Raw genomic sequence first — 13,272 nt, 5'->3', positions numbered from 1 at the left:
GGAAGTAAATATCAGCTTATTCCAAGATTAGAAAACCTAGGACTGTTTTTTGCGGGCAATTTTGCTAGCTTTTTTTGCCGCTTCTTTTTTGCTGGTTTTTTTCGCCGCTTCTTTGGCTTTTACTTTTGCCTTTTTCTTGGATGGAACTCGCGCCTCTTTGTGCTTAGGACGTAATTCCTCAATGATTCGGCGTTTAAGGGGTTGCTCAATATAACGCTCAATCTTACCAACGATGCGCATATCATGGGCTTCAGCCAGAGAAATTGCCGTACCTTTGGCACCCGCGCGGCCAGTACGACCAATACGGTGGATGTAGGTATCGGCTGAACGTGGCATATCGAAGTTAATCACGTGGGTGATATCATCAATATCGATACCGCGGGCAGCCACATCGGTCGCCAGCAATACATTCACTTCGCCCTTAGTAAAACGACTTAAAGCTTGGAAACGTTTCTTCTGTTCCATATCTCCGCGCATAAAAGCACAAGGGATGCCGGCTTGGAGTAACTGACCTTCGAGGCTAGAGACTACATCGCGAGTCTTCACGAATACGATGGCGCGTTTTACTTCTTCCTGTTTTAACAAGTGGCAAAGCAGGGCAAATTTATGGTCTTTATCATCGGCGAGATGGATCCATTGGTGGATCTTGGCTTTCTCTTTGCGCGGTGCATCAACATCGATTTCGATAGGATCATTAAGCACTTCGCGGGCAAAGCGGATAACACCACTGCCTTCAAGGGTGGCTGAAAACAGCATATTCTGCTTGCGGCCTTGGGCTTCGAGTGCGATGGCTTTAACCACGGCAGAGAATCCCATATCGAGCATACGGTCAGCTTCATCGATGATCAGTATGTCGACGGATTCTGCACTGAATTTACCTTTATCTAAATATTCCATCAGGCGACCCGGTGTCGCGACCAGAATATCGATATTGCCCTTTAGCGCTTCTTCTTGAGGTGCATAGGGCACTCCACCCGTGATAATGGCAATATTTAGCCCTTGGTCTGTGGCTAAATGGCAGGCATAGCGGTGAATTTGACTCGCCAATTCACGGGTTGGGGTAAGAATTAATACACGCGCTTGACCCGAGTAACGACGCGGGAAGTCGATTAGATGTTGTAGCGCGGGTAATAAGAAACTGGCGGTTTTACCTGTACCCGTCGGGGCGCGCGCCAAAATATCCCGTTGCTCTAAAGCATGCGGCAACGTTTCTTGTTGGATTGTGGTGGGCGTATTGTGCCCCATGGCTTTAAGTGACTCTAATAAGCTAGGGTCAAGCTGGAAATCTTCAAATTGCATGCGCAGCGTCTCGACGAATAATAGCCCAGCATTATAAAGCTTATGCCTGTTAACTTAAATAACTTAATCCCAATGGCTTCGCTTTTCGGTGACGGAGTTGATAGAAAGGCCTCTTTTACTCTGAACCCCACAGATAAATTCGCAGTGATAATGTGATTTGTCGCATTTTGAGGCAGACAATTGGTAAAACTTGTATAAGATAAAAGTGATTTTTGTAACAAATGTCTGGCGTTTATTCAGAGTGTTGGATGGATTGTATCCGCGTGGTTTGGCGTTTAAGCAATAAATCGATGCCATTTATAGACCATACTCATCATTTTATGGCCCCTAAGCGTTAGCCCTACTTGAATTGGCAAAACATTTCGGCGTGATTCTATTTATCTAATATGGGCTTGAATATTATGATTTTTAATTGGTTATCATCTTTTTTTACTTCATCTCAAGATAGCCTGTTACTCAATGTTTATTACGACCCTTTATTGGTCACTATTTCTATTTTTATTGCTATTTTTTCTGCCTTTATGGCGTTTCAAGTTGCGACACAAGCTGCACGAACCCAATCTAAATCGCGACAGCAAATTATGTTATTCACTGGGAGTCTTGTCCTCGGAGGGGGCGTGTGGTCAATGCATTTTATTGGCATGCTGGCCTTTAATTTATGCACTCCAGTTTCTTATCAGTTTGGTCTTACTGCCTTATCGGTGTTACCCAGTATTGCAGCCTCGTGGGTAGCGCTTAGCCTACTATCTCAACCACGTATTCGGTTTCCCCAAGTATTGATTGGCGGTGTTTTAGTAGGTGTCGGTATTGGGGTAATGCATTATGTGGGGATGGCTGCCATGGATATGGCGCCATTATTGCGTTACGACCCTCTAATATTTGCTCTGTCGATTATCGTTGCGGTGATTTTAGCCATTATTGCACTTTGGGTTCGTACCGGACTGAATCAGTTTATCTCATCCAGCATGAGCACTATTACGAGTAATTTTATTGCCAGTATCGTGATGGGATTGGCGATTGCAGGTATGCATTACACGGGTATGGCGGCGGCGCGTTTTGTTAAACCCGCTGGACTAGAGCTTAGCGAACAAACGTCTGAAATTTCGTTTTATCTTGCGCTCGGGGTATCGATTATTACCGTCATCATTATCTGCTTAGTGCTGATTGTGAATGTGATCTTTAAATATAAAGATCTATCTTTACTCGCTAAATCAAACGAAGATCGAATGCTGGCTATGATGGATACCGCAGTGGATGGCATTATCACCATCGATGGTCAAGGTATTATCGTTAGCGTAAACCAAGCGGTGACGCGTATCTTGGGGTGGCCCTCGACAGAGTTACTTGGTAGCAATGTCAAAAAAATTGTGCCCGCCTCCATTCGCCCCCAGCATGATAGTTATATCGCTCAATATGTTAAAACCCGTGAGGCACAGATTATTGGTACGGGACGAGAGGTACTGGCGCAGCATAAAAATGGCCATTTAGTGCCCGTCCGCCTCGGTATTGGGCATATGATGCAAGGCAAATCCCATTACTTTGTCGGTTTTATTTCCGATCTCAGCCAGCGAAATGAGATGGAGCAAGAGCTGAAAAATAATGAGGCCAAGCTGAGATCGTTGATCAGTAATATCCCCGGGGTGGCCTATCGCTGTATGAATACTCAAGGTTGGCCCATGGTTTACATCAGCGATGCGGTATTAAATATCACGGGATACCCGGCTTCAGATTTTGAGCTTCCTAACGCTAAACGTTTATTCTCTTCGCTTTATTATCCCGATGATGTCGATACTATTTACGCACAAGCACAGCCACCAACCTTTTCGATGGAATACCGTATTATCCGTGCCGATGGTGAGGTGCGTTGGCTGTTTGAGCATGGAAATTATATTTTTGATGAGCAAAATCCAGACGGGTGGATTGATGGTTTTATCATGGATATTACTGAACGTAAGGTAATGGAGCAGGATCTGGTGGCCGCGAAGAATACTGCTGAACAAGCTGCCGCCGCTCGCTCAGCCTTCTTGGCCAATATGAGCCATGAGATCCGTACCCCAATGAATGCCATCATAGGTTTTAGCGATATTTTGTTAGAATCATCCTTGGATTATGAGCAACAAAAGCAATTATCAACCATTAATCGTTCGGCCAAATCATTATTGCATTTACTCAATGATGTTTTAGACAGTGCCAAACTCGACAAAGGCAAGCTGGAACTTGAAACCCGCGTTTTCTCTTTAACGGCTGAAATTGATACTGTTATCTCAACCTTGTGGTTGCAGGCCCAAAAGCAGCATTTATTACTGGAAGTGGATATCGCGCCAACGATGGGAACCCACTTTATGGGGTCGCCTGAGCGGATACGCCAAGTGTTGCTCAACTTAATAGGTAATGCTGTTAAATTCACCGCAGAAGGAAAAGTGACCGTAAGAGTTTTCTCTCCGTTAGACAATCAAGTGACATTTGAAGTTATCGATACTGGGATTGGCATGTCGCCAGAGCAGCTTGAGCGAGTGTTTGATGCCTTTTCCCAGGCGGATGCCTCTATGAGCCGTAAATACGGTGGTACTGGCTTAGGTACTACTATCAGCAAACAATTAGTAGAGTTAATGGGCGGGCATATTGAGGTTGAAAGCCGCTTAGGTTTGGGCAGTACCTTCAGATTTACAATTCCTCTCATTCAAAGTGTTGAAGACTTAACTCTACCGAGTTATGACAAGGTGTCACTGCCTCCATTAACAATACTGGTAGTTGATGATATTCAACAAAATATTGATCTGCTTTCAGTATATTTAACTCGACATGGACATCGAGTGATTACTGCCCGTGATGGTGAGCAGGCTCTATTACGAATGCAAAGGCATGATATTGATATCACCTTAATTGACTTACAGATGCCAGTAATGGATGGCTTAACCGCAGCAAGGCGTAGACGCCAACAGGAGCTTGAATCTGGGTTAACCTACATGCCAATGATTGCGTTAACAGCGAGTGTGCTTGAACAGGATAAACTCGAGACACAACAAGTAGGAATGGATGGTTTTGCTAATAAACCCATTGATTTTTATTTATTAAATGTCGAAATCGCCCGCGTATTAAACCTTGAACTGTCCACACAGTCATTCAATAAAAATGAGCCCGATCTCAATGCCATCATCGATGAGCAAAGAGGGATACAACTCTGGGGAAGTAAAGCAAAGTTTATCCAAGAATTAGAAAAGTTTATCGCTCAATGGCCCGAAAAGTCTCGGCAGCTTGAGCAGGCAATTAACCAATCGGATCGGGATGCGATTGTCCAACAAAGTCATGGATTAAAAGGCATTTCTGGCAATTTAGGCTTATTCCGTTGCATGGCCTTGTTTGCGGCATTAGAGCAAATGGCTGACTCAGAGCCACAGGTTTTAGTGGCTAGACAGCAGTTATTCAATGAACTTGAATCAACCATAGTGCAGATCACTCGTTATGTGCAGCAACTCGCTCACTATAAAGACGTGCAGATATCTACTCCTCAGACTGATCCAAACCAAGCTTTACCGCATATTGATGCTTTAATTGCGGCAGTACAACACCACTCCTTTGAAGAAGCTGATTTAACCGCCATTGAAAATCTATCGGTCCATCAACCCATGGTAAACACCATTGTTGATGCCCTCGATAATTTTGATTTTGATATTGCCCATACTGAATTAGTTAAGTTGCGGCTTGTCATTAGCTCAAATAAGGAATAGCTATGCAGATTGCGACTGACGATAAGAAGACCTTATTACTGGTAGACGATCAGCCAGTTAATTTGCGGGTTTTGAAACAAATATTGCATCAAGACTATCGTTTGATTTTTGCTAAAAGTGGTGAAGAAGCATTGCATCTTGCCAAGGTTGAGCTGCCGGCTTTAATTTTACTCGACATCATGATGCCTGATATGACGGGTTTAGAAGTATGCCAAGCGCTTAAAAGCATGCCTGAAACCCTGCCGATTCCAGTGATCTTTGTGACTGCGCTTAACGACGAGCATGATGAGGCGGCAGGTTTTGACGTAGGTGGCGTTGATTACATAGTCAAACCTGTGTCACCAACCATAGTTAAGGCTCGCGTTAAAACCCATCTCTCCCTTGTGCAGGCAGATGAATTACGTCGAACACGTCTGCAAGTTATTCAACGCTTAGGTCGCGCCGCCGAATATAAGGACAACGAAACCGGCACCCATGTAATGCGCATGAGCCACTATGCTCAAATCTTGGCGTTGGCCTATGGTCTTAGTGAGGCACAGGCGGATGACTTATTACATGCAGCACCTATGCATGATATTGGTAAGATTGGTATTCCCGATAGCATTATGCTTAAGCCTGCTAAACTCACCAAAGACGAGTTTGCTATTATGAAAACTCACCCCCATATCGGTGCTGAAATTATCGGTGAAGCCGATTCTGAGTTGTTACGGTTAGCAAAATCAGTGGCACTAACCCATCACGAAAAATGGGATGGTACGGGTTATCCAAATGGCCTAAAGGGAAAAGACATCCCGCTTGAGGGGCGCATCGTTGCCCTCGCGGATGTGTTTGATGCGCTCACTAGCAAACGTCCTTACAAAGAAGCTTGGTCGATTGCAGAAACGATGGCGTATCTTCATGAACAGAGTGGCTCCCATTTTGACCCTGAATTAGTGCAGTTATTTACCGAAAATTTAGATAAAGTGATTGAAATTAAAAATAAATGGATAGATAAGTAGCCATTGGTTTATCAGGCGCCTAACTAGCATGCCTATAGTTTAAGATAGAAATCCTTTGTCAGTTCGACCATTTGATTCGTGTAACTTCCCTCTAATCCACGGATGGTGAATACGGTGTGCAGGCACTGGCTCCCCTGTGTTTTAGTCAATAACAGCAAAACGCGATTGGCGGCTTTATTCTCCACACTTTTAACCTGTACCTCTTGCCTGAGATAAAGTGCGAACTGATTTAGGCAGACTTTAAAGCGTATAAGACTTTGAATCGGCAATATAAGACTTGCAGAACCCTCAGGTGATAAGCATTGGGAGATTGCTTTTAGCAATGGCTCAAATCCTAAGGTATCGGTATGGCGCGCCATCGCTCTATGCTGGTCGTTCGCCTTGGGGCCATGTTCGAAATAAGGCGGGTTGCAGATGATATGATCAAAATATCCGTAATACTGAGTTTGCTGGCAAAAGTCTTGAATATCGCTATGGATAATACTGAGCCTGTCCGCCCAAGGACTTTGCACCATATTGAATTGGCATGCGGCGGCGGCTTTTTCCTCAAGCTCCACCGCGGTGATCTGCCCAAGGCTTCGCTGCGCTGCCATTAAACTCAATAATCCACTTCCGGCCCCTATATCTAGAATGTGTTTTGCCTGAGCAAGCGGTGCCCATGCGCCTAATATCACGCCGTCGGTGCTAACGGGCATGCCACAATTAAGATCATCAATGTGGAATTGTTTAAAGGTAAAAGCCATGAAAACTCATTTATCCGATGAATAAGGGAATTCGATTTAAGATCGTGGCTATTTTAAAGGGCGAGTTGTGCTTTCGCTAAGATTTTTATGGTTATGAGTCGGGCGCATTGATGTTTAAAGATTCGTCCTGAAACGCCAACATACCCTAATCGCTCTATTCTTCCAATGAGATCGCGTTTGTGTATTTTTGTGCTGTTTTGAGTCTAAGTTCACTTAATTGGCGGTTTAATTTATTACCTTGGTAACTCATTGTTAGCAGTTAATTAGCATTGGAACGCTTTTTTCGATAAAAACTATCTTACCTGTTGTATTGATTTTTGAATTCTGATATTAGTTTCGCCCCCATTTTTAATCAATTTTATGATTAACGGATAGGTGAACGGGTTTTTAGGTGAATAAATCGGCAATGAAGCCAATTTTTAGTTCATTTTTGTTTATAAACTCAGCAGATATCGCACATATTTACCACGGAATTGTGTAAACATAGATTTGCACTCCGGATGGGCTTTGTTTTAGCTATGGCTAATCGACACATAATCACTTAAGTTTATTAAAAACAATAAGACAAGATGGGGCTTTCCGTGCAAGACAATCAGATGAGTATTGGGGATACATTAGGCTTAGGTTTTATGACCTTCGCGTTTTTTTTGGGGGCGGGTAACTTAATTTTTCCTCCCTTTGCGGGGATGTTAGCTGGGGAGAACATGCTCCTTGCAATGCTAGGGTTTCTCATCACTGCCGTAGGTTTACCTTTGGTCGGGCTCATTGCTGTTGCTAAGGCTCAAGGTAAGGTTATGGCGATGTTGCCTGTGTTTGCGGCAACGGCATTAGCCATTGCGATTTATATCATCATCGGGCCTGCATTTGCAGCGCCGCGTACCGGTCTAGTGGCCTATGAAATCGGTGCTAAGCCCTTTATTGATAACACCACAGCAACCATTATGCTTGGCAGTTTATCGCTTAATCTGTCGCAACTAATTTATACCTTGTGCTTCTTTACTGTGACTATGCTGCTGGCATTGTTCCCCGGGAAATTACTCGACAGCGTCGGTAAAGTATTAACCCCTATCCTATTGTTATTACTAGTAGGTTTAGCCTTGTCTGTGGTGTTTTTACCCGCTTCTGATGTTGGCGCGGCCGTAGGTGATTACAAGAACCATCCACTGACTAAAGGTATCCTTGAAGGCTATAACACCATGGATACTCTGGCATCTTTGATGTTCGGTATGTTGATTATCGATCTGCTGCGTAAAAAGGGCATCGAGCAGCCTAGCGCCCAGACTAAGTACCTTATTCGCGCCGCCTTTATTGCCGCAGCCGGTCTTGCCTTTGTTTATGTGTCATTGTTCTTTTTAGGTGCCACGGCGGGTGATATTGCCGCAGGTGCTAAAAATGGCGGTGAAATTTTAACTAACTATGTGACCCGTGAGTTTGGCAATTTAGGCACTGTGTTGTTATCGGCAGTGGTAACGCTAGCCTGTTTAACTACGGCGGTGGGATTAGTGAGTGCATGCTCTGAGTTTTTCAATGAGCTAATGCCAAAGCTGTCTTATCGTTTTCTGGTGATTATATTAAGCGCTATCTGTGCTGTGATTGCGAACGTTGGGCTGTCACAACTGATTAATATCAGTATTCCGGTATTAATGACGGTTTACCCTGTGGCTATTGCACTGGTCGCGGTAACCTTTTTAACTGAATATTTCCCTCGTCCGCAGTTTGCTCACCGTGCGACCCTGTCTGTGGCACTCCTGTTTGGCATCTTTGACGGTATGAAGGTTGCCGCAAAAAGCCTCACGGGTGAAGACGGTAAAGGCGTGACTGAAGCGGCGCAAAGCTTTATCGATCTGGTCAGTGGTATGTCTCCCACCCTGTCTCTCCTACCGCTGTATGAAGAGGGAATGGCGTGGTTATTGCCAACCTTAGTTGTCATTGTGCTGTGTTTAATGATTCGCGGTGGCGGTGCAAAAGCAGTCACTGCCGCCTAAATAAAGGCGACTGCCAGTCGCGGAGAAATTAAGTTAATATCAACGGCGTATCTACCATACGCCGTTTTTTATGGAGTTTTCGTGGCTAAAACCTATCAGTGTGATCCGCTTATTGATGCATTTCTTGATGATCTTTGGTCTAGTAAGGGCTTAAGTGATAATACCTTGAGTGCCTATCGCACCGATTTACGCCATTTTGATCGCTATCTGCAAAGCCAAGGATTGGGTTTGTGCGATGTGGGTCAAGCTGACGTTCGTGCTTACTTAGCTTATCGGGTCGAGCAACAATTTGCCCGCACTAGTAGTGCACGTTTGCTGAGTAGTTTACGGCGTTTTTACACCTATTTATTGCAGACCAAACAGATTGCAGGCGATCCCATGGCACTGATTGAATCGCCTAAGTTAAGTCGGCATTTACCTGATTCTCTAAGCGAGTCACAGGTTGATAGGTTACTGGCTGAGCCCAATGTGGACGACCCCGTTGAATGCCGTGATAAAGCTATGCTTGAGTTGTTATATGCCACCGGACTGCGGGTGAGCGAGCTGGTGGGATTAACCATGGAGCAGATGAGCCTTCGCCAAGGCTTAGTGCGGATTGTGGGGAAGGGCGGTAAAGAGCGTTTAGTGCCAATGGGTGAGGTAGCAATAACCGCCGTAGAACATTATTTAACTTCGGCGCGGCATGAACTCTTAGGCTATGTTCAATCTGACGTGGTGTTCCCTTCAAAGCGCTCGCAGATGATGACGCGGCAAACCTTTTGGCATCGTATTAAGCTCTACGCGAGCCGAGCTGGAATTGAAACTGAACTTTCACCCCATACATTGCGTCATGCCTTCGCCACCCATTTACTCAACCATGGCGCCGATCTTAGGGTTGTACAATTACTTTTAGGCCACAGTGACTTATCGACAACTCAAATCTATACCCATGTCGCCCGAGCGAGATTACAAGAGTTACATCAGCAGCATCATCCACGGGGATAGGCTTTGTGGATCACAAAACCGTGAATGGTTGAATTTAGTTACAGTATAAATTTGCATTCTATTTGGCTTGTCTGTAACTTTTTGCCCCCATACAGGGTCTATTAACCTGACCCATATGTCGCAGTAGCGATTTACTTAATAGGAAGTCCCCATGAAGTTGACCCGAGCATTATCTTTAGTTTTCGCGCTTGTTGTTGCGCCTCTGGCCAGCGCCGCAACGGCGACCACTCCAGACACTGCTGCGATTAAGCAAAAACTCAGTGAAATGTTAGATGTTGAAGTGATTTCAATGCAGGATTCGCCCATCGAAGGTTTATATCAAGCGATGACTAATCGCGGCGTGCTCTATATCAGCCGTGATGGTTCAAAAATGTTCCACGGTAATTTATACGATCTTGATAAAGGGATGAAAAACCTGACAGAAGCGGCACTTGCAGGCCCACGTTTGGCGATGATGAAACCGCTTGAAGATCATATGTTGGTGTATAAAGCGAAAGATGAAAAACACGTTGTAACTGTGTTTACCGATGTGAGCTGTGGTTATTGCCGCAAGTTACATAGCCAAATGGCCGAGTATAACAAGTTGGGTATTACCGTACGTTACTTAGCCTTCCCACGTGCGGGTGTGCCATCTGCCAATGCCGATGAAATGCAGGCCATTTGGTGTGCTAAGGATCCATTAAAAGCCATGACAGAAGCCAAGGCGGGTAAAAAAGTCTCTGCCGCGACCTGTGATGCTAAAATCGCCGAACAATATGAATTAGGTACCAGCTTTGGTGTTAACGGCACGCCTGCTATCGTGTTAGAAGATGGCAATATGATCCCAGGATATCAACCACCTGCGGATTTATTACGTACTTTAGAAGCGCGCCAATAGTCGCAATTCGGCTAAACTTATCCCATTAAAGGTGAGCCTAAAGCTCACCTTTTTGTTATCTTAGCCCCATGATTGTTTAAGAGTTTGTTCCCTTGATCCATAAAATAATCCGTCGTCCAACTGTTGATGATAGCCATTTACCCGCTCACCTTCCGCCGTTGTTAAGACAGCTCTATGCTCGCCGTGGAGTCATGTCCGCCGAGTGTGAACTGGTACTTAAAGGCTTGTTAAGGCCCGATACGATGAAGGGCTTAGATAACGCCGCCAAGTTGATTGCCGATGCGATGCAGCTTGATAAGTCGATTCTGATCGTTGGCGATTTTGATGCCGATGGCGCCACCTCGACAAGTGTGTGTATCCTCGCGCTACGAATGATGGGCGCGAGTAAAGTCGATTATCTGATCCCCAATCGCTTTGACTACGGTTATGGCCTGAGTCCTGAGATTGTCGCCGTGGCGGCAACCAAACAGGCAGAATTACTTATTACTGTTGATAACGGTATTTCCTCCATTGAAGGCGTTGCTGCCGCCAAGGCCTTTGGCATGCAGGTGGTGATCACCGACCATCACTTACCCGGCCATGAGTTACCTGCGGCCGATGCCATAGTGAATCCCAATCAGCCTGGTTGTCAGTTTGCCAGTAAATCCATTGCTGGCGTTGGGGTCGCCTTTTATCTGATGACGGCGCTTAGGGCAGAGCTGCGCACTCGTGATTGGTATCAAGCTCGCGGTATTGCCGAGCCTAACCTTGGCACTCTGCTGGATATTGTTGCCCTTGGCACTGTGGCCGATGTGGTATCGCTCGATGCCAACAATCGTATTCTGGTCGAGGCGGGATTGCAGCGGGTACGCAGTGGCCGTTGCCGCGTGGGCATTACTGCCTTACTCGAAGTGGCCAAACGTAATCCTGCTCGGATTGTTGCCTCTGATTTTGGTTTTGCCGTGGGGCCAAGGCTCAATGCCGCCGGCAGGCTGGATGAAATGGCGCTCGGGGTCGAAACCCTGCTGTGCGAAGACATCATGTATGCAAGGCGGATGGCGGCAGAGCTTGATAGCCTCAACCAAGAGCGACGCGAGCTTGAGGTGGGGATGCAGCAAGAGGCGCTGAAAAGTCTTGAATATCTAAAGCTTAATGAAGAACAGCTCCCATGGGGTATCGCCCTTTTTCAAGAGGATTGGCACCAAGGGGTTATTGGTATTCTGGCCTCGCGAATTAAAGATAAATACCACAGACCCGTTATCGCCTTTGCCGACGCGGGTAATGGTGAAATTAAAGGTTCGGCGCGCTCCATCAAAGGTTTGCATATGCGTGACTTGCTGGAGCTAGTTAACTCACGCCATCCGGGGCTGATTTGTAAATTTGGCGGCCACGCGATGGCGGCAGGTTTAACCTTAAAGTCCGGTGGCTTTGCAACTTTTGCCAAAGCCTACGATGATGCAGTGCGTGAACTGTTAAAGCCTGAGCAGCTGACGGGCGAGCTTTGGTCTGATGGCGAGTTAACCCCAACCGAGTTAACGCTTGAAATTGCCCAGTTGCTTCGTAATGCGGGGCCTTGGGGCCAGTCCTTCGAGGAGCCATTATTCGATGGTTATTTTAAGATTATCCAGCAGCGGATCGTGGGGGAGCGCCACCTTAAATTAGTGCTTGAAACCCCATGTAGTACCCTGATGTTAGATGCGATTGCCTTTAATGTGGATTTACACACTTGGCCCGATGCGACGATTCAACATGCGCGTATCGTCTATAAGCTCGATGTGAACGAATATCGCGGTAATTTCACCCTGCAGTTGATGGTCGAGCAAATTGAGCCGATGTGATCCGCGCTGATAGCGGGTAAATAGAGGTGAAAAGGAATTTTAGATTGAAGTCATTATCAGACAAAAAGATTCGTCAGTTACTTAAGCGTTTTGCTTGGATATATGCGGTTTGCCTTTGTATTCCCTGGGTTTCGGCGGTTTTGACTACAAAGGCTCAGGGCCAAACCTTGATTATTGGCATTTGGCCCGCGGCCTCATTATTTTATTTTCTTGCTTATCGCCACTTGGCTAAGTCCTTTCGATTTGAGATCAATCGCCATCTTGCTTTTAGCTATCACGGTGGTGGTTCCTTTGCTGGAGCCATGTATTCATTAGCAAAAGTGGTGTTATTAGGCATGGTATTGATGATATTTATGAGTGCAAAACATACCTAGATTAAACGGTATTTAACGCTATATTGGAGCGACAAATGGAATATCGAGTCAGCAGTGAGCTATCGGAAATGGATTTTGATGTTATCCATGGTTTTATTGCCAACAGTTATTGGGCGCAGGGCATGCCTGCTGCGCTGCTGCAAAAGGCGCTTAGCAACAGTTTATGTTTTGGAGTATTTGATAAGGATAATCAACAGCTTGCTTTTGCGCGACTGATTACCGATAAAGCCACCTTTGCCTACCTTGCCGATGTGTTTGTCCTCGAATCCCACCGCGGCTTAGGTTTAAGTAAGATGATGATGGCAGCAATTATGGAACATCCTGATCTGCAAGGATTAAGGCGCATAATGCTCGCCACCCGAGATGCCCATGGACTCTATGCGCAATTTGGTTTTGGCGCAGTGGATCATCCTGAAACGCTAATGCAAATTCGGCTTGAGAAGCCTTACCTTTAGAACAGGATTGTT

The 13,272-nt window shown here is 45.6% G+C and carries 10 protein-coding genes; 8 read left to right on the top strand and 2 right to left on the bottom strand.

The window, feature by feature from the left end; translation table 11 throughout:
* Positions 1-36: 36 nt before the first annotated feature.
* The gene (srmB, locus tag FJD32_RS18400) at positions 37-1,299 is read right to left on the bottom strand and encodes an ATP-dependent RNA helicase SrmB (RefSeq protein WP_037414703.1); all 1,263 of its coding nucleotides are present in this window, start codon (positions 1,297-1,299) and stop codon (positions 37-39) included.
* A 617-nt stretch (positions 1,300-1,916) separates the two neighbouring features.
* On the opposite strand from srmB, the gene FJD32_RS18395 reads away from it, so the two are divergent.
* Together FJD32_RS18395 and FJD32_RS18390 are read left to right on the top strand one after the other, a co-directional pair.
* The gene (locus tag FJD32_RS18395) at positions 1,917-5,027 is read left to right on the top strand and encodes an MHYT domain-containing protein (RefSeq protein WP_275892364.1); all 3,111 of its coding nucleotides are present in this window, start codon (positions 1,917-1,919) and stop codon (positions 5,025-5,027) included.
* A 2-nt stretch (positions 5,028-5,029) separates the two neighbouring features.
* Positions 5,030-6,025 (top strand): two-component system response regulator, encoded by a 996-nt coding sequence (locus FJD32_RS18390; RefSeq protein WP_088586070.1) that lies wholly within the window; start codon positions 5,030-5,032, stop codon positions 6,023-6,025.
* Positions 6,026-6,057: 32 nt separating this feature from the next.
* On the opposite strand, the gene FJD32_RS18385 is transcribed toward FJD32_RS18390, so the two are convergent.
* A complete protein-coding gene (locus FJD32_RS18385) occupies positions 6,058-6,768 on the bottom strand; it encodes a methyltransferase (RefSeq protein ID WP_109277519.1) in 711 nt (236 codons plus the stop codon).
* 569 nt (positions 6,769-7,337) lie between these two features.
* Here FJD32_RS18385 and brnQ point away from each other — a divergent pair.
* The 6 genes from brnQ (at position 7,338) to FJD32_RS18355 (ending at position 13,260) form a co-directional block, all read left to right on the top strand.
* Positions 7,338-8,753, top strand: coding sequence for a branched-chain amino acid transport system II carrier protein (gene brnQ / locus FJD32_RS18380; protein WP_069453432.1), 1,416 nt, complete (start codon positions 7,338-7,340; stop codon positions 8,751-8,753).
* 81 nt (positions 8,754-8,834) lie between these two features.
* Positions 8,835-9,737: a site-specific tyrosine recombinase XerD gene (gene xerD, locus FJD32_RS18375; protein ID WP_037430831.1), complete on the top strand. Its 903-nt coding sequence runs from the start codon at positions 8,835-8,837 to the stop codon at positions 9,735-9,737.
* Positions 9,738-9,888: 151 nt separating this feature from the next.
* Positions 9,889-10,614 (top strand): bifunctional protein-disulfide isomerase/oxidoreductase DsbC, encoded by a 726-nt coding sequence (gene dsbC, locus FJD32_RS18370; protein WP_037414691.1) that lies wholly within the window; start codon positions 9,889-9,891, stop codon positions 10,612-10,614.
* Between the two features lie 92 nt (positions 10,615-10,706).
* Positions 10,707-12,431, top strand: a complete 1,725-nt coding sequence (gene recJ, locus FJD32_RS18365; protein WP_088586067.1) for a single-stranded-DNA-specific exonuclease RecJ — start codon at positions 10,707-10,709, stop codon at positions 12,429-12,431.
* Between the two features lie 44 nt (positions 12,432-12,475).
* Complete coding sequence (locus tag FJD32_RS18360) at positions 12,476-12,805, top strand: hypothetical protein (RefSeq protein ID WP_088586066.1); 330 nt, start codon at positions 12,476-12,478, stop codon at positions 12,803-12,805.
* A 35-nt stretch (positions 12,806-12,840) separates the two neighbouring features.
* Entirely contained in the window at positions 12,841-13,260 is a 420-nt protein-coding gene (locus FJD32_RS18355; protein ID WP_088586065.1) for a GNAT family N-acetyltransferase, read from the top strand.
* The last annotated feature ends 12 nt before the right edge of the window (positions 13,261-13,272 follow it).

The organism is Shewanella sp. LC6, from assembly GCF_006385735.2.
In the GTDB taxonomy this organism is placed as follows: domain Bacteria; phylum Pseudomonadota; class Gammaproteobacteria; order Enterobacterales; family Shewanellaceae; genus Shewanella; species Shewanella xiamenensis.
The sequence above is the reverse complement of the archived record's forward strand: the minus strand, read 5'-3'. Positions and strand labels throughout refer to the sequence as shown.